The organism is Marinobacterium marisflavi, assembly GCF_982447095.1.
Map to the genome: position 1 here is coordinate 1,714,831 of NZ_OZ457898.1, position 21,969 is coordinate 1,736,799.

At 54.2% G+C, this 21,969-nt stretch carries 19 protein-coding genes and 1 pseudogene; 6 read left to right on the forward strand and 14 right to left on the reverse strand.

Going from position 1 to position 21,969, the window contains the following annotated elements; translation table 11 throughout:
• Positions 1-38: 38 nt before the first annotated feature.
• The 6 genes and pseudogenes from AC1WNR_RS08470 to dinG all read right to left on the reverse strand — a co-directional run bounded on the left by AC1WNR_RS08470 (position 39) and on the right by dinG (position 7,221).
• A complete protein-coding gene (locus tag AC1WNR_RS08470; RefSeq protein WP_481644068.1) occupies positions 39-878 on the reverse strand; it encodes a DUF4892 domain-containing protein in 840 nt (279 codons plus the stop codon).
• Between the two features lie 43 nt (positions 879-921).
• Complete coding sequence (locus AC1WNR_RS08475) at positions 922-1,776, reverse strand: alpha/beta fold hydrolase (protein WP_481644069.1); 855 nt, start codon at positions 1,774-1,776, stop codon at positions 922-924.
• Positions 1,773-2,222, reverse strand: a complete 450-nt coding sequence (gene sixA, locus AC1WNR_RS08480) for a phosphohistidine phosphatase SixA (protein ID WP_481644070.1) — start codon at positions 2,220-2,222, stop codon at positions 1,773-1,775. The genes AC1WNR_RS08475 and sixA overlap by 4 nt, the downstream gene beginning before the upstream one ends.
• On the reverse strand, positions 2,222-3,256 hold the full coding sequence (locus tag AC1WNR_RS08485) for an NAD(P)H-dependent glycerol-3-phosphate dehydrogenase (protein ID WP_481644071.1): 1,035 nt from the start codon (positions 3,254-3,256) through the stop codon (positions 2,222-2,224). The genes sixA and AC1WNR_RS08485 overlap by 1 nt, the downstream gene beginning before the upstream one ends.
• 389 nt (positions 3,257-3,645) lie before the next feature.
• A pseudogene (gene rhlB / locus AC1WNR_RS08490) lies at positions 3,646-5,043 on the reverse strand (ATP-dependent RNA helicase RhlB); the annotation flags it as partial.
• 57 nt (positions 5,044-5,100) lie between these two features.
• On the reverse strand, positions 5,101-7,221 hold the full coding sequence (gene dinG, locus AC1WNR_RS08495) for an ATP-dependent DNA helicase DinG (RefSeq protein WP_481644072.1): 2,121 nt from the start codon (positions 7,219-7,221) through the stop codon (positions 5,101-5,103).
• A 124-nt stretch (positions 7,222-7,345) separates the two neighbouring features.
• Here dinG and lexA point away from each other — a divergent pair, with 124 nt between their 5' ends.
• Both lexA and AC1WNR_RS08505 read left to right on the forward strand, forming a co-directional pair.
• The gene (gene lexA, locus AC1WNR_RS08500) at positions 7,346-7,954 is read left to right on the forward strand and encodes a transcriptional repressor LexA (RefSeq protein WP_481644073.1); all 609 of its coding nucleotides are present in this window, start codon (positions 7,346-7,348) and stop codon (positions 7,952-7,954) included.
• 11 nt (positions 7,955-7,965) lie between these two features.
• Positions 7,966-8,367, forward strand: a complete 402-nt coding sequence (locus tag AC1WNR_RS08505) for a SulA-like leucine-rich domain-containing protein (RefSeq protein ID WP_481644074.1) — start codon at positions 7,966-7,968, stop codon at positions 8,365-8,367.
• Between the two features lie 84 nt (positions 8,368-8,451).
• Here the strand turns inward: AC1WNR_RS08505 and AC1WNR_RS08510 are convergent, their stop codons facing one another.
• The 3 genes from AC1WNR_RS08510 to topA all read right to left on the reverse strand — a co-directional run bounded on the left by AC1WNR_RS08510 (position 8,452) and on the right by topA (position 12,054).
• Positions 8,452-8,730: a response regulator gene (locus AC1WNR_RS08510; protein ID WP_481644075.1), complete on the reverse strand. Its 279-nt coding sequence runs from the start codon at positions 8,728-8,730 to the stop codon at positions 8,452-8,454.
• Between the two features lie 169 nt (positions 8,731-8,899).
• Positions 8,900-9,412: a DUF6586 family protein gene (locus tag AC1WNR_RS08515; protein WP_481644076.1), complete on the reverse strand. Its 513-nt coding sequence runs from the start codon at positions 9,410-9,412 to the stop codon at positions 8,900-8,902.
• Between the two features lie 2 nt (positions 9,413-9,414).
• Entirely contained in the window at positions 9,415-12,054 is a 2,640-nt protein-coding gene (gene topA, locus AC1WNR_RS08520) for a type I DNA topoisomerase (protein ID WP_481644077.1), read from the reverse strand.
• Between the two features lie 192 nt (positions 12,055-12,246).
• Between topA and AC1WNR_RS08525 the strand changes: the two genes are divergently transcribed.
• Positions 12,247-12,921, forward strand: coding sequence for a DNA topoisomerase I (locus AC1WNR_RS08525; RefSeq protein ID WP_481644078.1), 675 nt, complete (start codon positions 12,247-12,249; stop codon positions 12,919-12,921).
• Here AC1WNR_RS08525 and AC1WNR_RS08530 read toward each other — a convergent pair whose 3' ends face one another.
• Together AC1WNR_RS08530 and AC1WNR_RS08535 are read right to left on the reverse strand one after the other, a co-directional pair.
• Positions 12,922-13,134 (reverse strand): DUF1653 domain-containing protein, encoded by a 213-nt coding sequence (locus AC1WNR_RS08530; protein ID WP_481644079.1) that lies wholly within the window; start codon positions 13,132-13,134, stop codon positions 12,922-12,924. It lies immediately after the preceding gene.
• Between the two features lie 127 nt (positions 13,135-13,261).
• A complete protein-coding gene (locus AC1WNR_RS08535; protein ID WP_481644080.1) occupies positions 13,262-13,768 on the reverse strand; it encodes a hypothetical protein in 507 nt (168 codons plus the stop codon).
• A 71-nt stretch (positions 13,769-13,839) separates the two neighbouring features.
• On the opposite strand from AC1WNR_RS08535, the gene AC1WNR_RS08540 reads away from it, so the two are divergent.
• A complete protein-coding gene (locus tag AC1WNR_RS08540; protein ID WP_481644081.1) occupies positions 13,840-14,280 on the forward strand; it encodes a universal stress protein in 441 nt (146 codons plus the stop codon).
• Here the strand turns inward: AC1WNR_RS08540 and AC1WNR_RS08545 are convergent.
• Positions 14,277-16,169 (reverse strand): ATP-binding cassette domain-containing protein, encoded by a 1,893-nt coding sequence (locus AC1WNR_RS08545; protein ID WP_481644082.1) that lies wholly within the window; start codon positions 16,167-16,169, stop codon positions 14,277-14,279. The genes AC1WNR_RS08540 and AC1WNR_RS08545 overlap by 4 nt on opposite strands.
• A 111-nt stretch (positions 16,170-16,280) precedes the next feature.
• On the opposite strand from AC1WNR_RS08545, the gene AC1WNR_RS08550 reads away from it, so the two are divergent.
• Complete coding sequence (locus tag AC1WNR_RS08550) at positions 16,281-18,275, forward strand: transglycosylase SLT domain-containing protein (RefSeq protein ID WP_481644083.1); 1,995 nt, start codon at positions 16,281-16,283, stop codon at positions 18,273-18,275.
• Between the two features lie 21 nt (positions 18,276-18,296).
• Here the strand turns inward: AC1WNR_RS08550 and AC1WNR_RS08555 are convergent, their stop codons facing one another.
• A complete protein-coding gene (locus AC1WNR_RS08555; RefSeq protein WP_481644084.1) occupies positions 18,297-18,542 on the reverse strand; it encodes a glutaredoxin family protein in 246 nt (81 codons plus the stop codon).
• Between the two features lie 222 nt (positions 18,543-18,764).
• On the opposite strand from AC1WNR_RS08555, the gene AC1WNR_RS08560 reads away from it, so the two are divergent.
• Entirely contained in the window at positions 18,765-20,507 is a 1,743-nt protein-coding gene (locus tag AC1WNR_RS08560) for a PHA/PHB synthase family protein (protein ID WP_481644085.1), read from the forward strand.
• Positions 20,508-20,868: 361 nt separating this feature from the next.
• On the opposite strand, the gene AC1WNR_RS08565 is transcribed toward AC1WNR_RS08560, so the two are convergent.
• A complete protein-coding gene (locus AC1WNR_RS08565) occupies positions 20,869-21,894 on the reverse strand; it encodes an IS110 family RNA-guided transposase (RefSeq protein WP_481642805.1) in 1,026 nt (341 codons plus the stop codon).
• Positions 21,895-21,969: the final 75 nt, after the last annotated feature.

Below are 21,969 nucleotides of genomic sequence, written 5' to 3' on the forward strand. Positions count from 1 at the left end.
TAGCACAAGTCGCCTCCTCGGCTTTGCCAAGAAGCCTCCTACAGGACGATTACGACGGTGAGTTGGGTGGTAGCGCCGAGGACGCTGGGGACTAGGTTGCCGACTCCGAAGGCTTCGACACTGGCCGCATCCGCACCTGCATCCACTAACTGTTGGCGCAGCGTTTGCGCGTGGCGCTCGGACTCTCTCTGCGCTAGCGTTACGTCAGTGCCTGACTGATGTACCACCAAACGGACTCTTGACCCGCTCTGCTCCATCCAGTCAACCAGCTGTTTAACGGCTAACTCGGGTGACTGCGGCCAGTGTGGCAACACCATGTAGCCTTGAGCATCGAGCGGTGCATACCAAGCGGTTTCAACCGCCTCGTCACTGCTAATGAGATCTAGGTGTAGATAGACTCTCTGATTACCTCGACGCACCGCGTAGAGCGCAAAGTGCTGGCCATTGAGTTGCGCCGCCAAGTAGTGCTGCGAATCATCGCGCCCGTAGAGCGTGGCGTAACGGAATAGGTCATTAGCCCAGATATTACTGGCGCCGCATTCACGCCCAGCACACTGGTAGAGTATTTTCGCGCCTGACTGCTGCAGTTGAGCGCGCATCGCTTCGAAGGGCTCAGCGGGCTGATGTGAGCGCGGGATCTCCCAGGTAAACTGCTGCAGCTCGCCGGCAAGGCGCAGGTCTTGATCGGCTCTAATTTGGCGATCTATTTTAACGACTGCACCCAAAATTAGGCGGTAGTCGGAGACGGAACGGCTGCGGTAACGATCCTCTTGTGCCAAGTCATAAGCCGTTAGGCCAGCAGGCAAGTTGGGCACCTCAGCAGCCGTGACTGAAACCGAAAGAAGAGTAGCAACAAGCGTAGCAAATACCCTAAGCATCAAAACTCCAAAACGGTAGATAGGTTAAGCGTCTATCCGCTCACTAACCCTTAGCATAGAATCTGTTGAGCGCCTCAGCTACCGCATCAACCTCGGGCTCTTCCATATGAAGATGATGGCCACCCGGCAGCTCAACTTGCTCAATATCTGGTACGACCCGCACTCGCTCTTGGGTCAGGGGGCGTTTAAGACCAGAAGCCCCGCTAATGAGCTGTACCGGCATACTCAACTGGCACAATGCGGCACGAACCTGCGACTCGGAAAGACGGATTATCGAGGGGAGTCGCAGGCGTGGATCACAGGCGTAACGGTAGAGCCCCTCCGGAGTTTCTCGCGTATTACGTTGCATCAGCAGGCGAGCTGCATTTTCGGGCACAGAAAAGACGGTATTTGAACGTGAGCGTACCCAAGCCTCAAACGCACGCGGGCGTATCTCTTTGGCTGGCTTTTGATGATCTTCAATCGCAGATCTGAGATTCTGGGAGAACCCCTCCTCAGAATCGGCCAGCGGACCCAAATTCTCGATTAGGCCCAGACGCGTGACCGTCTCAGGCCAGCTTGCGGCGAAGAGGCTAGCGATACCTGCCCCGAGTGAGTGCCCCAAGAGCGCGAATTGCTCTACTTCAAGCTGTAACCGAACTTGATAGAGATCCTCTACATAACTCCAGATCGGATACCCCGAATCCTGGCTACGCCAGTCCGAAAGACCATGACCCGCCATATCGAGAGCGATCACTCGATAGCCTTTGATTCGCGGCGCAAGCAGCGCAAAGCTTGCTGCGTTGTCCAGCCAACCGTGGAGCGCTAGCATCAGCGGTTGATTCTGATCGCCCCACTCAAGCGCGGCGAGAGTGCGGCCATTGACGGTAAAATTCAGTGCGCGCGGCTGCGTACTCACAGTTCGTATCCGGCTACCCGTTTTGCTAGACCCGCGGCAGGGACATCCATCTCTAATATCTCGACCTGCGCGGGGTAGAAGCTTGAGCCCAACGTCAGAGGGCCCTCTTGTAGATAGCCACTGAGCCACCCAACAAGTGGCATATGAGTCACCAAGAAGGCGGTGCTATCTAGAGGTAGCGTCTGCAACAACTCGCAAACCTGTTCAGGATCAGAGTCAGGCGTGAGGCTCTCAGATATTTGACAGCGGAGGCCCGTCTCCAATCGCTCAAAGGTTTGGCGGGTTCTCAGATAGGGGCTGACGAAGACATGATCGACCTGCTGTAATTCAGCTCGCAACTGCAGCGGCGCCTTTGCCAGCGTGCTCAGCCCGTAGGCCGTCAGTTGACGCTGTTCATCGGGGAAGCCGGGTGCGGCCTCCGCGTGACGCATAATTATGAGGCGCATCAACAGCCCGCCGTCTCGTGAGGCAGAGTAAACTCAACGTCGGCGCTCTGAACGCTCGCCATAAATTTACTCACCACCGCTTCAACGGGTGCTCCCTCGAACACGACCTTGTAGAGGCCTCGCACAATAGGCATGTATACATCGGACTCTTGCGAGTGTTCGCGCACCAGCTTGAGCGTGTTCACACCCTCAGCAACTTCGCCCAAATCAGCAACAATCTGATCGAGCGACTTGCCCTCACCGAGCGCGTAGCCAACACGGTAGTTGCGACTCAACGGCGAGGTACAGGTAACAATAAGATCGCCAACGCCGGCCAACCCTAGGAAGGTCATAGGATTTGCACCCATGCTATCGGCCAGACGGCTCATCTCTGCTAACGAGCGCGTAATCAGAAAAGCACGAGTGTTCTCGCCCACCCCTAACGAGGCGGCCATACCGGCGGCAATCGCGTAGATATTTTTGAGAGTTCCTGCAAGCTCAACCCCGTATGTATCTTCGGCGGCATAGACACGAAAATATGGCGCCTGCAGCAGGTCCTGTACAGCACGGCGCAGGCACTCATTGCGGCTCGCCACAACGGTTGCCGTCAGCTCGCGCTTGGCAATCTCTTTAGCGAGGTTAGGACCGCTCAGTACACCGATGGGGTTCTCGGGAAACTCCTGCTCGAGTATCTGACTCATGAGCGAGAAGGTTGCCGCCTCAATACCCTTGGTGGTGCTGATCAGCATCTGCTCGGGTTTGATAAATGGCTTGGCCTGCAGTACTACAGAGCGAAACGACGAACTTGGGATGGCAACAAACACCATCGAAACACCGTCGAGAACCGCTTCTAGGTCTGCCGATGCTTTAACACCACGCAGCAGGCGATAACCCGGAACATAGCGGTTGTTCTCGCGAGTTTCGTTAATTGCTGCAGCAGCATCGGGGTTACGCACCCATAGGCGCGCCTCCATCCCCTTCTCTGCCACCATATTGGCAACGACAGTTCCGAAACTGCCGCCACCAAGTACCGCAATTGAGGTGCGACTGCTCATTAGCTCTCCTTGGGAGGCTGCTCAGACTTTTCACTTGTCTCTGCCGGCGCTTCGGCTTCGGCTTCGGCTTCGGCTTCTGCTTCTGCTTCTGCTTCTGCTTCTGCTTCTGCTTCTGCTTCTGCTTCAACAGGAGACTCATCATTAGCCTGTGGTTCAGCAACATCCAGCGCTTCAAGATCCGGCTGATCCATCTCGGCTTCAGTCTGTTCAGGCTCTGCTACAGTCTCTTCTGCCTTGGCTTCAGTGCTCTCTTCTGAGTCTGGCTCAACGGTCTCGTCAACTGCCTCTGCTGCTTCAGCCACAACCTCTGCTTCACCCTCTTCAGCCACTACCGCTTGGTTATGTTCTGACTCATCAGGCGTCGCCGCAGGAGCAGGCATTACATCAGCCAGCAACTCAGCTTCTGGGTGGATACACTCCAGCTTAACGCCAGTCTGCGCTTCGATATCTGGGATCAGGAAAGAGTCATCTTCACAGGCGAAACAGATAGATGTACCGGTTGCGCCTGCACGGCCGGTACGGCCAATACGGTGTACGTAGTCATCCGAGTCCTCAGGCAACTGGTAGTTCACTACGTGGCTAACGCCATCAATGTGGATTCCACGACCAGCAACATCCGTTGCTACTAGCACCTGAATCTTGCCACTACGGAAGTTCTCAAGGGTTTTCAGACGTTTGTTCTGTGGGATCTCACCCGACATCATCTCAGCCTTCACGCCATCCTTCTGTAGGCGAGCAGCTAGGTCACGGGTCTGGTGGCGACGGTTACAAAAGACAATCGCGCGCTCGATACCATTCACGCTTAGGTAGTTGCGCAGCAAGTTGTACTTCTGATCACTCGAGACCAAAAACACTTTCTGGCTCACATTGTCTGTCGTTTTGTTCTCAGACTCTATTTCAACCGTCACCGGGTCGCGCGTCCACTGCGCAGCGAGACGCATGATCTCATCGGTGAAAGTCGCGCTGTAGAGCAGCGTTTGACGGTCTGCGCCTTTACGCGGAGTCGAACGAATAATGGTTCGCACATCGGGGATAAAGCCCATGCTCAGCATGCGATCGGCCTCATCTAGCACGAGCACTTCAACATTGTAGAGATCGATCTCACGGTTGCGCACGAAGTCGATCAGTCGACCCGGTGTCGCAACCAGGATATCAACTGGTCCTTCCGCCAGTGCTTTGCGCTGGATGTCGTAATCCATCCCACCCACCAGCGATACAACGCGCAGGCCGGCGTACTTAACCAGCCCCTCAGCATCAGAGGCGATCTGCAGCGCCAGTTCGCGAGTGGGCGCGATAATCAGCGCGCGCGGTTCAGCGAGTTCGGGTTCGTCTTCGAGTTTGAAGTCGAGCAGATCGGTGATCACACCAATAAGGAAAGCGGCAGTCTTACCGGTGCCAGTCTGCGCCTTGCCGATAATATCCGAGCCTTTGAGAGCCGGTTTAATCGTAGCGGCCTGAATTGGAGTGGCATACTCGAAGCCCAAGTCAGCAATGGCGCGCATCAACACGTCCGGCAGGTTGAAATCGTGAAAACGTGCTTTGCCTTCAACTTCCTCTACCTGGAATTGGTCCAAACTCCACTCTTGCTCGCTCTTGTCGCTATTGCGATCACTGCGATCATTGCGACCTCCACGTCGACGATTATTCTGGCTACTGCGCGGTTTACGGCCACGGGGACGGCGGTTGCCCTTCGTCTCAGAACCCTCGCTCTGCTCACCAGCAGAACTGTTGTCTGCTTTTGACTCTGTCGGCGCTTGTGAAGTCTGTTCTTTACTCTTTTCTGTAATCTGCTCAGTGCTCAACGTCTGTGCTCTCTTGATCTGTCTGTGTAGCTATCTCGTTTGCTACCTGTGAATTACGCGTTGAAACGGCGGCAATGCATCGAGCAGAGCCTGACCATAGCGACGGGTAACAACCCGTCTATCCAACAATACAACGCGCCCGCTATCCGATTCTGTGCGCAACAGACGACCCACCGCTTGGGTGAGCTTAACGGATGCAGCCGGCACGGAAATATCCTGAAACGCATTACCGCCGCGCTCCTCAACCCACTCTGCGAGTGTCGCATCTACCGGGTCATCGGGCACACTAAACGGCAACTTGCAGATGATAACATCTTTTAGGTAGTCACCGGGTAAATCTACCCCCTCTGCAAATGAGGCTAAACCAAAGAGAATACTGCTCTTGCCAGCATCAATTCGTTCCCTATGCGTCTGCAGCATCACCTGCTTGCTGAGATCGCCCTGTGGTATTACGCGTTCGAGCAACTCATCGTCTAACAGCTCAATGACTCGATTCATCTGCCGCCAGGAGGTAAAAAGCACTAGTACCGCCTTTAACTGGCGCAACTCACGCCCCAACCACTCAGCCACTTCATCAGTATGCTCATCCGCTTTACCCGGATCTGAACTCATCACTGGCACCTCGAGGCGGGCCTTACTAGTGTAATCGAAGGGGCTTGCGAGACGCAGAGCTGGTGTATCAACTGGCAGCCCAAGCTGGGTGAATAGCGTCTCAAACGACCCTAGCGCCGTCAGCGTCGCCGACGTTAGCACAGCGCCGTAACACTGATCCCAGAGTAACTGATGAAGGTGTTCACGGGCTGAAACCGGGGCGCTGTGCATTTCGGTATCCACACCCATTTCGTTCTCATATTTCACCAGCCAGCGCGCTGTGGGTGGCGCACCCGCCTCGTCCTGAGTCGCAAAGCTGCGCGCTAGCCAACTCATACGCTGCAGCCGCGCCCAGTTTGAACCCAAAACAGGCGCCCAGCGTTCTGCAAATCCGCGATCCAGTTCGGAACCCTCGGCCTCAAGCGCCTCTTTCACCTTGGCCAACAAGGTCTCCATCAGACCGTCTAAACGAGTCAAGGCGACACTGAGGTTTCGAGAAAGATCACGCAATGCCTCCGGCACCTCACCACGGTTATAGCGCCTGCGCCTGTCACCGTCATTCAGCAGTAACAGCTCCTCATCAAGACGCAGATCAAGCGCGCCAAGGGCATGGAGCACCTCCTGTACCGGACGCTGCATTCGCTCCACCGAATCTTTTATAATCAATGCATTATCAGACTCATCTAGAAGTTGCTTAAATAGTTTATCATATCCCTTCAGCTGCTTTTCGCTCGCTTTAGTACGCATTGACAGCGCAAAGTGTCCGGTCGCCTTCTCACCCAAATGATGCGCCTCATCAAACAGATAGATAGCATCCGAGGGCTCGGGAAGAATCGCACCTCCGCCGAGTGAAAGATCAGCCAACACCAGGTCATGATTGACCACGATCAGGTCAGCTTGTTCCAGCTCTGCCCGCGAGCGGAAAAACGGACAGGCGCTAAAGTTGGCACAACGTCTATTGGTGCATTGATGATGATCTGCAGTCAGTGGATACCAAACCGCCTCGTCGAGTTCGACGCTGAGCTCATCCCGATCACCGCTCCAACGACCCGATGCGTATTCGTCCATCAGACTCTTATAGAGTTTAAGATCCTCCGGCCCTAACCGCAGCGCCATCTCATCTTCGTAGAGCGCCATCTGATTGAGGCCATCCTGCTGCTCTAGCGAGGATTCGAGCTTGTTCAAACAGAGGTAACGCCGACGTCCCTTAGCAATCTGGAACCGGAAACTGAGATCTGTTTTCTCTAGAAGTTCCGGTAGATCTTTGTGTATCAGTTGCTCCTGCAGCGCTACGGTGGCGGTGGAGACAATCAAGGTTTTGTCTCGCGCCTGAGCAATTGGCAGCGCTGCGAGCAGATAAGCGATAGTTTTGCCGGTCCCGGTGCCCGCTTCCACGGCGACCACGTGCTTCTCACCCAAACGTGTGCCACTGCCATCCTGCATTACGCCGCCAATCTGGCGAGCAATCGCTGCAATCATCTCTTTCTGCGCGAAACGTGCGCGAAGCCCTTTAGTATCGAGAAACTGGCTGTAGGCGCCTTGAATAGTGGCTTTAAGTTCTTTATCGAGCACCGATATCCCCTTCTAGGTGTGGGCGCATCATACAAAATACTGGATAAATTTACATCAAACACTTGACGCTGGATAAACTACTGTATAAAACTACAGATAGTGTATAAACACCCAGGGGATTCCCATGAAACTGACAAACCGCCAACAGGAAGTACTCGACATCGTTCGTCGCCATATTCACGACACTGGCTACCCGCCTACGCGTGTCGACATTGCGAACGAGCTTGGCTTCAAATCAGCCAATGCTGCCGAAGAGCACCTCAAGGCTCTCGCTCGTAAAGGTGCGATCGAGATGATTCCGGGTACCTCACGCGGTATCCGCCTCGTCGGTGAAGATAACGAAGAGGAAGGTTTGCCAATTATCGGCCAGGTCGCTGCCGGTGAACCGATACTGGCCCAGCAGCACGTCGATGACTACTGCACCATCGGCTCCGATTTCTTCCGCCCCCGGGCCGACTATCTGTTGCGTGTGCGCGGCATGAGCATGAAGAACATCGGCATTATGGATGGCGATCTATTGGCCGTGCATCAGACGCGCGATGCACGAGAGGGTCAGGTTGTCGTTGCCCGCGTCGGTGAAGATGTCACCGTTAAGCGCTTCTCACGCCAAGGGCACATGGTCTACCTAATCGCTGAGAACGAAGAGTTCGACCCCATCGAAGTCGATCTTCGCGAACAAGAACTAACAATTGAAGGTCTCGGTGTTGGCATCATCCGCCAACAGGAACTCTGAGGATAAAAACAATGAACGCAATGGTCTCTCTGCCGCTTCAGGATTTCGCAAAGCCACTTCAGCTGACTGAAATTGTTCAGCACTCGGCACAGGCTGATAGCGACGCGCTGCTGCTACCAATGCTGGCAGGCCTAAGTCAGCGTGAGAGCTGGTTGGTGTTGCTGGAACCGCCCAAATCGCTTGATAAACAGCGCCTGCAAGCTGCAGGGGTGGACCTAAAGCGCGTATGGATTTTGCGTCGTGATGAGCGCCACGGTATTGATCTACTGGCTCAGCGCGCACTGCAGGCTGGCACCTGCCACACGTTGATCTGCTGGCACCAGCGCGAGTCCGACGATGCGTTGGTTGAGCAGTTAAAGAGTACCGAAGTCGATTCAGAAACCCAGTGTTTGCTTATTCGCAAGCTACACTAAGCCTCCCCCGTTTGTAGCAACCCCCTACAAACAACCCCAGGGCCACGCAAGTGGCCCACTTTTTTCGCAGGAAACATCTAATACTTACTCGATAGCGAGTTCATGAAGCGTTTTCTGTAATACTGACGCGGTAATCGGCTTTGCAATCACGGCATTTACGCCGGCTGCTTTCAACTTATCAGACTCAGTGCCCATAACTGCAGCCGTTACGGCGATGATCGGGAACTCCGGAGCAATTTCGCGCACGGTCTGAGTCAGCGCCACACCATTCATACGCGGCATCATCATATCAGTCAGCAACAGGTCAAAATGACCTTTCTTGAACACCGCCAAGGCTTCGGCCCCATCCTGACAACAGGTCACCTTTGCACCCCGTTTGCTTTAACTCTGTCCTGCTTTTCGACGGTCAACCTCATTGTCGACTTAACCAAAGTTAGCAGGAATCATGTCAGCATGTTATTGGAAAATTTCCTAGTTGAGGAAAAGATAGGTGGTCTTTTAGTAGAACTCTGGCAAAAGAAAAGTTACGCCTTTACCACTCCTGCATAGCGGCACGTTGGCGTGAAATCAGGGAGTAGAGCTCAGAGTAGAGGGTTGAGAGCGGCAGCTCTGGTGCATTTGAGCGTCCCGGTTCAATCTGCACCAGGCTAATTTCGGAGGTGGATTGCGTGTGCGACAACTTGGCTGGCGTCGCGCCCCAACACTGGGCATAACGCTGCTCCAGCTGATTAAGCCAGGAGTCGGGTGTCTCAGCAAGCACCTCAAACTCAGTCGCTTCAGCGGTGCTCTGCCCTTGGGTCTGCTGGGCGGCAATCAGGTCTTCCAGCGTCTCGATAGACTCGGTTGGCAGCGAGTATCGCTCGGCAATCTCGCGCCGATAGGCCTGCAGAGCCACAGCCAGATGAAAAGCGATTCCCGCTTCAAACGCGCCCACTTCAATCTCTTGACTCCAACCACCCGACTCAGCCGCCTGCTCTAGCTGTTTAAGCTGGATACGAGCGAAGCTGAGCGCGCGGTTTGTGCGGTTAGTGTACTGCTCGGCCAAGCTTACTTACTCTTCTTCTTGCTGTGCTCTATCTGCCAGCCTTTGTCGGTGTAGTAAGCCTTCCAGCCTGTCGCTTTGCCATCTTTCTCAGTTAGCAGATACTGCTCTTTAGTTTTGCGGCTGAAGCGAATCTGCGCTGGGTTCTTATCATCATCGTACTGTGGACCATCCAACAAGAAGTGGTACTTGGAGTCGATCTCAGCGCGGTGCGGAATCAGCTCAATCACCAGCGGTGCACGCGTTTCACGGTTACGCGGGAACTGACTTGCAGCGAGGAATAGCCCCGAAGCGCCATCACGCAGCACGTAGGTGTCATCCACCTTTTGACACTTCAGCTCTGGCATTGGAACCGGATCAATCTTTGGCGGCGCCACTTCGCCGTTGCGCAGCAATTTACGCGTGTTCTTACACTCACTGTTCATACAGCCAAAGAACTTACCAAAGCGGCCCGTCTTCAGCTGCATCTCGCTGCCACACTTATCACACTCAATCGTTGGGCCGTCGTAGCCTTTGATCTTGAAGCTGCCCTGCTCCACCTCGAATCCTGAGCAGTCCGGGTTGTTACCACATACGTGCAGCTTGCGATTGGCGTCAATCAGGTAAGAGTCCATGGCGTTGTCACAGATGCTGCAACGGTGTTTGTTACGCAGGATGCGCGACTCCTCTTCGTCGTCACCATCCACAGAGACCACTTCATCGCCTGGAATCAGGTTGATAGTGGTTTTACAGCGCTCTTTGGGCGGCAATGCGTATCCAGAACATCCGAGAAACACCCCGGTGCTGGCTGTGCGGATCATCATTTTGCGGCCACAATCGGGGCAGTCGATATCGGTCTCGGTAGGGTCATTGGCACGCATGCCACCCTCAGCCGACTGCGCCTGCTCAAGCTCATCTTCGAACTGCTCATAGAATTTGTTCAGCAACGCCTTCCACTCGATATCGCCTTCGGCCACATCATCAAGCTGCTCTTCCATACGCGCAGTGAAGCTAAAATCCATCAGATCAGGGAAAGATTCCGCCAAGCGGTCGGTAACAATGTCACCCATCTTCTTGGCGTAGAAGCGGCGGTTCTGTACTTCAACATAGCCGCGATCCTGAATGGTGGAGATGATCGCTGCGTAGGTAGACGGGCGGCCGATACCGCGCTTCTCCAGCTCTTTAACCAGGCTCGCTTCGGTGTAACGTGGCGCTGGTTTAGTGAAGTGCTGACTAGGGTCTAGCTGCTCGAGCTTGAGTGTTTCGCCCACAGCGACATCCGGCAGAATGACATCTTCGTCGCTCTTAGAGCGTGCCGACATCACACGGGTGTAACCGTCAAACTGCAGTACGCGCCCCTTGGTCACTAGCTCGAACTCGCCAGCATTCACTGTAAGACGTGTGCTGAGGTAACGCGCAGGGACCATCTGGCACGCCAGGAACTGACGACGAATCAGGTCGTACAGGCGTACAGCATCATGCTCCATGCCACTGAGGTGGTCAGGCTCTACGTTCACATCTGATGGACGGATCGCCTCATGCGCCTCTTGCGCACCCTCTTTAGAGCTGTAGCGAATGGGTACATCTGGCAGGTAGCTATCGCCGTAGTTACCCTGAATAAAGCCACGTGCAGACTCCACCGCCTCAGTGCTGAGGTTGGTTGAGTCGGTACGCATGTAGGTGATGTAACCGGCCTCGTAGAGACGCTGCGCCAGCATCATGGTCTTCTTCACGCCAAAGCCCAGACGCGTGCTCGCAGCCTGCTGCAGTGTGGATGTAATGAAGGGTGCCGAAGGCTTGCTTGAGGTTGGGCGATCTTCGCGATTGGCGACTTTAAACGCCTGTGACTGCAGTGCCGCGACGATCTCAGCGATCTGCGCTTCGCTAGTTGGACGAAAATTGGCACCGGCCTGTTTGATCACTTCCAGGCGCAGCTTATCCTGGCCAGCGGTGAGTGTGTCGGCGTGTAGCTCCCAGTACTCTTCAGGAATAAATGCACGGATCTCACGCTCACGCTCTACGACAAGGCGTACAGCAACCGACTGCACGCGGCCCGCAGATAGGCCGCGGGCAACCTTCTCCCACAAGAGGGGTGAAACCATGTAGCCAACAACGCGGTCGAGGAAACGTCGCGCCTGCTGGGCGTTAACGCGGTTAAGATCCAGCGTACCCGGCTCTTCAAATGCCGCGTTGATCGCTTTTTTGGTAATTTCGTTGAAGACCACCCGCTTGTAGCGGCCCTCGTCGCCACCGATAGCCTCGCGCAGGTGCCAGGCGATCGCCTCCCCTTCGCGGTCCAAATCGGTTGCGAGATAAATTTCGTCAGCTTTCGCTGCGAGTTTGCGAAGTTCGTCGACGACCTTCTCTTTGCCCGGCAGCACCTCGTAGTGCGCCGACCAATCTTTGTCGGGGTCGATACCCATACGGCCAATCAACTGTTCACGCGACTTCTTGCGCTTGTAGATCGCCTTCTCTTCGGGGCTCATCTTGCGTGTCTTGGCCGCTTGGGCTGCTCGCGCCTTGGGATCACTCTTACTGACGCTACCACTAGTAGGAAGGTCACGAATATGGCCGACACTCGACTTAACCACATACTGGTTACCGAGATACTTGTTTATTGTCTTGGCTTTAGCCGGTGATTCGACAATAACGAGGGTCTTTCCCATTTCAATCTTCCCTTTGGGGTTCGTTAGGCATATTTTGAGCGTTAGCAGCTGATCTTTGCGGCGCCCTTTTTAGCAATAGATGTTCAGCACTCACTCTGTCAATAGACGGGTGCTCTTAATTACAATGGGCGCTACAATACTGCCGAAAGTTTAGATTGCAACCCTAACCCGAGTTCGAGTCGCTACATATATATGAACAATGACAGCTTTTTATACGTCGTTATCCTTGCAGCGGTGCTGCTTGCAGCGCTCGGTCTCAATGCTTTTTTAGACTTCCGCAACGACCTTAATGCTAAGCGTCGAGCGCGTCTTAAATGGCTCTCAGAACAATCTGCACATACGCTCAACGCACTTGCGGTGCTCAAACAGGCGGGCTGCCGCGCAGATATTGTTGAAAAGCTAGACCAGCACGCGATGTCTCTTATCGAGGAGATGATTGCGCTGAGCCCTAAACTCAATATGGGCGCACCTGATCCGAATGAGGCCGCGTCAGCCGTTGAGCCCCAACAACTGACGAGTGACCGCGCCATTAAGCGCGCACAGATCTACATAAAGTTTGCCGAAAAACTGATGATAGAGCTGGCTAATGGTGGGCGCATCACGATGCAACTGGCGCAGTCATATAAGCAGGAACTTTACTGGCTCAACGTGACTGTAGTGGCGGATGGACACATCAACCAGGCCAAAACGCTCGAAGCAGCCGGTGCCTCCCTGCCTGCGCTTTCACATCTGAAGCACGCGAAGGCCTGCCTGGTTAGAGCGATGGTGCCGGCGGATCTAAAACAGGCGCGACTTCAGGGGCTTGAGGCAGATATCAATCGTCTAGAGGCGACAGCCCAACCTGCCAAACCGCGCTTTACGGGTTAATCAGACCGGCGCAAAACGCGCCACGCGCTCACCGTTTTCCAGCGTCACCTCCTCGGTAAACATCTCCAGCGGACGCACCCAGAGACTGAAGTCGCCGTAAAGCGTGCGGTAAACCACCAGCCACTCCTCTGTTTCTGAATGACGCGCAGTGCCGATCACTTCGTAGTCATTGCCCTTGTAGTGACGGTAGATGCCTGGTTTTAACTCTTTCATTGCATATTCCTTGGTGTTTTAGGCTGTATCGCCTCCTCGGCTGTGCCGAGAAGCCTCCCACAGAAGCCTTCTACAGGTCCATGCTGTAGGAGGGATATCCGCGCAGCGGATGTCGCGAACGCGTCAATTAAAGTTTAAGCTCTATTGCCTGCTTGGCCCGCTCAGCCAACTCATCCAGCGCGCCTGCCCGCTCCGGTTCACGCCAATAGAGCGCGAGGTGAATCTGATCTGACTCTATCGCTTCGACCTCTTTCGGCAACGACTCCAACCACTCACTGAGTTGATTAAGTCGCGCTGGCGCCAGCGTGCGCTCGCCTTTGACCCAGCTCCAACCGGCTGGCAGCCCCTCATTGGCGATCGCCTGGATGCGCGCGACGGTCCAGCCCATAAAACTGTCGCGTTCACTGCGCGCAAGATTTGTGCGAGGCAGACGATAGACAGGACATTTAAGTTCTTCTGCCTCCATCTCACCTTGTGCGCGTGGCAGAGCTAGATGCCCCAGACTCACCTGCAATCCATGTTTACGCGCCTCCAAGCGAAGCTTGGCCTGAAAACGCTGGCGTGGAGTTGGCATGACCCACATCATGGATCCGACCAAAGAGAGCATTATTAGGACGATAATTGCCCATTTCATTGAAATTATTCTCCAACAATGTGCTAAACCTGTATCAGAAGCCCAAAAACAACCGAGGCAGGAGAGCCGCTATGGCAAATTACAAACGTGTACTCGTCGCCGTGGATCTGACCAGTGACAGCGATCAGGTCTTACAACGCGCAGTCGATATCGCAGAACGTAACGGTGCGGCACTGCACCTTATTCATGTGATCGAGATCGTCAGCTTCGCCTATGGCGGCGACGTACCAATGGACCTGACCAGTCTGCAAGAGCAGATCGACAAACACGCCAATGAGCGCATCACCTCAAAAGCCGCGGCCCTGAGCTATCCGGTTGCAGAGACTGTTGTCGCTACCGGCAACACAGAAGAGGAGATCCATCAGCATGCAGCCAAAATCAGTGCCGACCTCATCGTGATCGGCTCGCACGGCCGCCATGGTCTGGCTCTTCTGCTCGGTTCAACCTCAAATGGCGTTCTACACGGTGCCAAATGCGATATCCTCGCCGTGCACCTGCAAGAGGAGGACTAACCCTCTAGCATCGCCTCGAGCTCGACCCATCTCTCCATCAATGACTCGAGGCGCTGCTCTAGCTCCGCAAGCTTCGCCAGCTCTGCCGCGACAGTCTCGTGATCATCCTGATAAAAATCGGGTGCGGCACATATGGCCTGCTGGGCTTCAACCGCGCCCTCTGCTGCTTCTAGTTCATCCGGCAAAGCATCGAGTTCGCGCTGGAGCTTATACGAGAGCTTGGTCGACGCCTTTTTCGGCTTATCCACCGGTTTCTTTGCGGCATCGTATTTAGCCTCAGCCTTCGCGGGCGCAACCGCCTCTTTCACTGGACGCTGACGCACCCAGTCGTTATAGCCACCCACGTACTCACTGATCTTGCCTTCGCCCTCAAACACCAACGTACTCGTCACGATATTATCGAGGAACTGACGATCATGGCTGACCAGCAACAGCGTGCCTTGGTACTCGGTCAGAATCTCCTCAAGCAGCTCGAGGGTTTCAACATCCAAATCATTGGTGGGTTCGTCGAGAATCAACAGGTTGGAGGGTTGGCTAAATAGCTTGGCCAACATCACGCGGTTAGTTTCTCCACCGGAAAGCGCCTTTACCGGTGTACGCGCGCGCTCTGGGGTGAACAAGAAGTCCTGCAGGTAGCTAATAATGTGGCGCGAGCGACCGTTAATATCAATACTCTCGCGACCGCCAGAGACGTTATCGATGATGCTCTTCTCGGGACTGAGCTGCCCGCGAAGCTGGTCAAAGTAACCAACAACCAGCTGCGAGCCGCTGCGCACTGAACCGGAGTCAGGGGCCTGTTCACCCAGAATAACTCGCAGTAGAGAGCTCTTGCCTGCCCCGTTGGGGCCAATCAGACCGATGCGATCGCCACGCTGAATGCGAACAGAGAGTTCTTTAATGATCGGCTGTCCGGCAAACTCCAAGTTAACGTTCTTGAGCTCAGAAACCAGCTTGCCTGAACGCACCGCCTCTTCTACATCGAAGCGCGCTTTACCCTGACGCTCACGCCGCTCTGTACGCTCGACACGCAGCTGTTTAAGGGCACGCACACGCCCTTCGTTGCGGGTTCGGCGCGCTTTGATGCCTTGGCGAATCCAGCGCTCCTCTTGTGCGAGTTTCTTATCAAACTCAGCATTGTGGCGCGCCTCGTCCTCAAGCATCTTCTCTTTACGTTCGAGGTACTGGGTGTAGTTACCCGGGAAGGAGGCGATCTGCCCGCGATCGAGTTCAACGATACGTGTCGCTATCCGATCAACCAGAGCGCGGTCATGCGAGATAAACAGAAGGCCACCGCGGAAATTGAGTAGCACCTGCTCGAGCCACTCGATCGTCTCAATATCCAGGTGGTTGGTTGGCTCATCGAGCAGCAGCAGATCGGGCTGCTGAACCAGTGCCGCACCGAGCGCAGCTCGACGCCGCCAGCCACCGGAGAGCTCAGACATCAGCTTGCCAGCTGGCAGATCAAGCTCCGTCATAACGCGCTCAATACGCTGCTCTAACTGCCAGGCATCGCGCGCCTCGAGCTCATGCTGGAGTTTTTCCAGCTGCGCCATGGCAGCCTCGTCGCCAGCGGCTAACAACTCGTCATACCGAGATCGCAGCGCCTGAAGGTCAGCGAGACCCTCTGCAACAACGGAGCGCACCGAACGCTCGTCAGCGGCAGGCAAGGACTGAGGCAGTTCGGCAATGCGTGCAACCGGATCACGACGATAGACGCCGCTGTCTATGTCTTGGCGCTGAGCTACCACACTAAGCAATGTCGACTTACCAGCGCCATTTGATCCAACCAGACCGATACGCTCGCCCGGCTCAATCTGCAGATCGACCTTATCCAAAATGGCACGCGCACCAAAGCTAAGAGAGACCTGATCAAACTGTATTAACGCCATGTAAATCCCGCAGCCGAACTAAGAAAAAAATATCGGGCGCTAGTGTACATCAACGGGTGCATCGGCAGATAGAGATGCTACACTGAAGCAAAGATCGCACGGGCAAAATTGATGAATTGGCACTGGCTTGATACTCACTTCAAAAAGCGATTTAAACCAGCAAGGCTGAACGTTTCGCTAACCCGCAAACTGCTAGTAATCACACTGCTCTGCGTTACCCCTATCGCCAGCCCACTGCAAGCCGCAAATCCAAGTGAACTAGATGCCCAGCGCGAGCTCTTTCTGAAACTTGAAAAGCTGGCTAAACAGGGCAAACTCCAACCAACTGATGCCAGCTACACGCAGCTAACGAGCTATCCACTTTTTCCCTATCTCGAGTACAACCGCCTAGTCGCCAAGTCCGATGGTGTGACTGAGGCTGACTTCCGGCGCTACGAGGCACGCTTTCCTGATCTGCATTTAGTCCGCCTTCTAAGATCACGCCTGCTTGCGGGTCTTATTGATCGTGGCCAGTGGCAGACCTACGCCAAGTACTACGCAGGCCTAGACTCGCCCAGTACCGAGCAGCAGTGCCTATTTGCACGCTCGGTTTATCGAGGTGGTGATAAGCAGCGCGCCTATGCACTCGGCCAAGATCTCTGGATTGTTGGAGAATCCCAGCCCAAAGTGTGCGATCCCCTGTTCAAAGAGATGCGTGCAGACGGTGCAATTGACTCAGAGTTGGCGCTAGAGCGCACACTCAATGCACTGGAGCAGAACCGTTCGGGGCTTGCAGGGTACGCCAAACGCTTCATCACTGAACAGAGCCTGCGTAACATTGCCGAGGATGCTTTGGCGGTTTACCGCTCACCGGAAAAGATCGTTAATCTTAGCCGCGGCATGCGTGGCGAGCTGCAAGCGCGACTCCAGAAAATTGCTGTACAACGTGCTTATCGCCAAGGCTATGAACGCGCGCTAATCCTGCTACTGAAGCTCGGCGACCAGTACAATCTAACTGCAGAAAACGTTGAACTTCTCGGCCGAGTGGGCGTACGCACCGCCAAAGAGCTGAGATCTGAGGATCGCGAGAGACTAGCAAAACTTGATCCCAGCCATTCTAGCGCCGATCTAACGGAGTGGCGAATTCGCCTCGCACTTCAGGATAAAGATTGGATAGAAGTCAAGGAGTTAATATTCAAACTTCCAGCAGAACTACAGAAAGATAATCGCTGGCGCTACTGGAGCGGTATCGCTAGCGAACGCACCGGTGGTCGTGCAGATTTCACGGAAATTCTGAAGCAGCGCAGCTTCTACGGCTTTATTGCAGCGGAGCTCCAACAGCAGCCCTTTGAACTCAACCAGCAATCACCTCAGTTCACTGAGGCAGCCCTCCAGCCCTTGCGTAAAGCACCAGAGATGGCACGAATTCAAGAGCTGGTGAAACTCGACCGTTATACTGTCGCGCGCTCTGAGTGGAACAGCTGGATTTCTAAATTAAACGCTGAACAGCGCCAAGCGGCGGCACGTCTGATGGCAGATATTGGCTGGTACCAGATGGGAATCCTTGCGGCTGCCTACGAAGGGCTTTGGAATGACATGGTGCTGCGTTTTCCTGAGGCCTATCCAGATCTTTTTATCAAGGAATCGAATCAACGCAACATTGATCCCCTGTGGTCATTGGCTGTTTCGCGCCAAGAGAGCGCTCTATTTCCTTGGGCGCGCTCTCCAGTGGGGGCGCGTGGCTTAATGCAACTGATGCCGGCTACTGCCAAACGTACGGCACAAAGAGCGCGTATTCCCTATCGTGGCCCGCACGAACTCTACGAGGCCCACACCAACGTGCGTCTCGGCACCGCTTACCTGGCACAGATGGCAAAGCAGTTTGACGGTAACCGCGCTTACGCCACGGCCGCCTATAATGCAGGCCCTCACCGAGTAACTCGCTGGCTGGAAGGGCGCGAAGATTTGCCGTTGGATATCTGGATCGAGCTGATCCCCTTTGATGAGACACGCACCTATGTACAGAACGTACTCAGTTTCCGGGTGATCTATGCGCAGCTCCGTGGTGAGCCGCGCACACTATTCAGTGACCAGGAGCGCAAGGCGCTGGTATTGGCGAGCCGATAGACTGAATTTTAAACGGAATCTTCAACTGAGCCCCTGAAGAAACTGAGTCAAATCCTGCGCGCTAAAAGGCCAATCAAGCTCAGCGGCACTCTGAGAATCACGCAACACGGGTATGCGCGTGCCATAACGCTCAACTAACTCATCTTCAAAAGCGATATCAACCAGATCGACCTCAAAGTGTTGAGGATCCACCCCGTCAACTAATAGAGGCACAGCAAGATCACACAGATGACACCCTTCGGTGGTCATTAACTCAAGTAGCCGCATCCCAATCTCCTCCCCTCTCTCTTCTCTCTGCTCTCTTGCCCGAAGTTTACTAACTTAGCCCCCGAAATAGACCCAGTTTTGTTGCACTGCAAAAATTAAACTTTTTGCTCACTTGTTCATCAGCTTATCAGGGGGTATTCTGATCAAATATTGTGCAGAGCAGCATTTTTGTTTTTTAACACCTGCGCCCTGCTCTTTGAACCGATAAAGGATCTGATTGTGATGCAGAACAACGCGCCAAACTCTATCGACCCGCAAGAGTTTATCAACTATGTGACCAGCGAAACCAACAAGATGCTCGAGAATTTCTCCGCCGCCGGCGGTGATGACATCTTCGCTCAGTTCACTCGCTCGTGGACCGAACTGGCCACTCGTTCACTGGAAGATCCCACTCTCTGGATTCGCGCAATTGCCGACTACCAGACTGCACAGTTCAACCTCTGGAAAAACCTACTGACTGGCAATGTCTCCGAAAACCCAGTTGCCGTACCCGAAAAAGGCGACCGCCGATTCCAGAGTGAAGAGTGGTCAAAGAGCCCTATCTACGACTATATCAAACAGTCTTACCTACTGACCTCGAAAATGCTGACTGAAATGGCGAGCAATGCCAAGCTGGGTGATGGTGAACAGGCTAAGCTGGACTTCTACACCAAGCAGTACATCGATGCGATGTCACCAACCAACTTCGCGATGACTAACCCTGAAGTCCTAGCTCAGGCGCTCGAGACCAAGGGGCAGAGCCTTGTTGACGGTATGAAGAACCTGCTGGCCGACTTCGAGAAGGGCCGCATCTCAATGACTGATGAGAGCGCCTTTACCCTTGGCGAGAACCTTGCGACCACAGAAGGCTCGGTAATTTTTCAGAACGACTTGATTCAGCTGATCCACTACAAGCCAGAGGCGGCACAGGTCTACACTCGCCCGACGCTGATCGTGCCACCGAGCATCAACAAGTTCTACATTCTCGATCTACAGCCGCACAACTCCTACGTGAAGTACTGCGTGGAACAGGGTCAGAACACCTTCCTTGTCTCTTGGCGTAACCCAAGCGCAGACCAGTCAGAGATTAGCTGGGATGACTTGGTTGGCGAAGGTATCTTGGAAGCTATACGCGTAACCAAAGAGGTGAGCGAAGCGGACAAGATCAACCTGGTGAGCTGGTGTGTTGGCGGTACGCTGACTGCGACGGCTTTGGCAGTGATGGCTAACCGCAAGGACACCAGCATCTCCAGCGCCACCTTCCTGACAACGCTGACAGACTTCTCTGATCCGGGTGACCTGTGCGTATTCATTGATGATTACCAGGTTAAACAGCTCGAGGAGAAAGTCAGCAAACAGGGCTACCTGAACGGCCGCGAGCTAGCGACCTCTTTTAACATGCTACGCTCCAACGATTTGATCTGGTCATATGTAGTCAACAACTACCTCAAAGGTCAGACGCCTCCGCCGTTCGATATCCTCTACTGGAACAGCGATTCAACCAACCTACCAGCTAAGATGTACACCTATTACATCAACAAGATGTACCTAGAAAATAAGCTTGTAGAACCGAACGCACTGACTATCTGTGGCGAACCGATCGACCTCGGAAAGATCAAGGTACCGACTTACTTCTTATCGACCATCGAGGATCACATCGCCCCATGGAAGGCGACCTTTAAAGCGACTGAGACCTTCGGCTCCGACATCGAGTTCGTACTCGGCGCCAGCGGCCACGTTGCCGGTGTAATCAACCCCGCCTCGAAGAACCGCCGTAACTACTGGGTTAAAGGCGAGCAGGGTCAGGGTGCGGACCACTGGTTGGAGACTGCGGAGCGTGTTGAAGGTAGCTGGTGGCCAAACTGGGCTGAGTGGGTGCGCAAGCGTGCTGGTAAGAAAGTGGATGCGCCTAAGACGCTAGGTAACAAAGAGCACAAGCCTATCGAAGCAGCTCCTGGCAGCTACGTTAAGGTGCGTATCGACTGATACCTTCATATAGGAACGATGTAGCGCAAAGCGCTACTTCGCGACCGACACAAGCGGGTCGGGAACTAGCCTGCGGCCTCATCCCTTATATGGACCCACCCGTTTGTTGCAAGACCGTTTTGACTCGATAGAAGTAGATTGCACGCTTATATCCGGCCTCTCAGTTTGGGCGTATCCACCCGGGCCATTATGAGATGTGCTCTTGCTGTTCTTATCTCCTACCCGGCTTCTTGGTGAGCCACAGGGATCTTCAGATTTTCAGCAAGTCGATCTTATCTGTCGTGTCTTAACGTTCTGCGCAACTCTTTGGTTGGGTTTAACTCTATTTATCCTGCCTTGGGCAGGCTCCGTACTACGTTGGTTACAACGCTTTGTAATCTCTTTCGTTTACTAAGCAGCTCCAGGCGATACGGGCTAGCTTGTTTGCGATCGCTACCACGATCTTGTTTACGTGCTTGCCTGAAGCCCTCAAGCCTTGTGCCCACAAGCCAAGTCGGCTGCTTTCGGGGCATTTCTCTAGTGAGCGGTATGCAGCCCTCGCGCCGTGTACCAGTTGCTTGCGCAACTGTCGATTTCCTCGTTTACTGATCCCCAGTAACACGTCTTTACCACCGCTTGAGTGCTGGGCGGGCACCAAGCCTAACGAGGCGGCTAGGTCGCGACTGCCCCGGTATGATTGACCATTCCCCGCATACGCAACCAGCAAGGTCGATATGACTGGGCCTACACCAGGTATCGTCATCAACCGTTTACAGCGCGCATCAGACCTAGCGATCTTTTCGATCCGTGAGGTGTAGTAATCAACTCGATCATCACAGCGTAGCCACTCCTCTCTCAGATCAGCAATGATCTCTCTTAAGCTATAACTTAACCCGTTTGAAGCGTCCTCAAGTATCAACGCGACCTCGTAGCGAGTTGCAGCATGTCCGCGCTTTACTACGATGCCCTGTTCTGCAAGCAGTCCTCTTATCCGGTTGCCGGTGCGGGTTCGGTTGTTAACCGAGTCTTCGCGGACTCGGTGCAAAGCCTGTAGGTCAAGCTGTTCAGTTGTTTTGACGGCTACTACCGGTGCCTGCTCTCGGGACGCTGCCTCCGCAATCGCTGCGGCATCCCGTTTATCATTTTTATTAACCCGCACGTACGCCTTTACGTAGCCAGGCGGGATGATCTTCACATGATGGCCATACTGCTCGAACAACTTGGCCCAATAGTGAGCACCACCGCACGCCTCAATACCAATAATGCATTTGGGTTGTTTAGCTATAAACTTAGCGACCTCTGCGCGCTTGAGCTGACGCGAAAACGTCTGTTTACCACTGCTCGTCATACCGTGAGCTTGAAAAACACTCTTCGCCAGATCGATACCAATAATGCTAGTCTTATTCATGTGGACCCCCTTCTTGGATGCCGTACTTGATTGATCTTTCAAAACCAATCTTGGCACAGAGTGGGTGGGTCCATC

Bases quoted from the DNA above. Each gene is read 5' to 3' on its own strand.
- AC1WNR_RS08550 (WP_481644083.1), top strand. From the start codon at position 16,281: ATGAATTGGCACTGGCTTGATACTCACTTCAAAAAGCGATTTAAACCA.
- AC1WNR_RS08555 (WP_481644084.1), bottom strand. From the start codon at position 18,542: ATGCGGCTACTTGAGTTAATGACCACCGAAGGGTGTCATCTGTGTGAT.
- AC1WNR_RS08540 (WP_481644081.1), top strand. From the start codon at position 13,840: ATGGCAAATTACAAACGTGTACTCGTCGCCGTGGATCTGACCAGTGAC.
- AC1WNR_RS08485 (WP_481644071.1), bottom strand. From the start codon at position 3,256: ATGAGCAGTCGCACCTCAATTGCGGTACTTGGTGGCGGCAGTTTCGGA.
- AC1WNR_RS08530 (WP_481644079.1), bottom strand. From the start codon at position 13,134: ATGAAAGAGTTAAAACCAGGCATCTACCGTCACTACAAGGGCAATGAC.
- AC1WNR_RS08535 (WP_481644080.1), bottom strand. From the start codon at position 13,768: ATGAAATGGGCAATTATCGTCCTAATAATGCTCTCTTTGGTCGGATCC.
- sixA (WP_481644070.1), bottom strand. From the start codon at position 2,222: ATGCGCCTCATAATTATGCGTCACGCGGAGGCCGCACCCGGCTTCCCC.
- AC1WNR_RS08560 (WP_481644085.1), top strand. From the start codon at position 18,765: ATGCAGAACAACGCGCCAAACTCTATCGACCCGCAAGAGTTTATCAAC.
- AC1WNR_RS08525 (WP_481644078.1), top strand. From the start codon at position 12,247: ATGAACAATGACAGCTTTTTATACGTCGTTATCCTTGCAGCGGTGCTG.
- AC1WNR_RS08545 (WP_481644082.1), bottom strand. From the start codon at position 16,169: ATGGCGTTAATACAGTTTGATCAGGTCTCTCTTAGCTTTGGTGCGCGT.
- AC1WNR_RS08565 (WP_481642805.1), bottom strand. From the start codon at position 21,894: ATGAATAAGACTAGCATTATTGGTATCGATCTGGCGAAGAGTGTTTTT.
- AC1WNR_RS08505 (WP_481644074.1), top strand. From the start codon at position 7,966: ATGAACGCAATGGTCTCTCTGCCGCTTCAGGATTTCGCAAAGCCACTT.
- lexA (WP_481644073.1), top strand. From the start codon at position 7,346: ATGAAACTGACAAACCGCCAACAGGAAGTACTCGACATCGTTCGTCGC.
- AC1WNR_RS08470 (WP_481644068.1), bottom strand. From the start codon at position 878: ATGCTTAGGGTATTTGCTACGCTTGTTGCTACTCTTCTTTCGGTTTCA.
- topA (WP_481644077.1), bottom strand. From the start codon at position 12,054: ATGGGAAAGACCCTCGTTATTGTCGAATCACCGGCTAAAGCCAAGACA.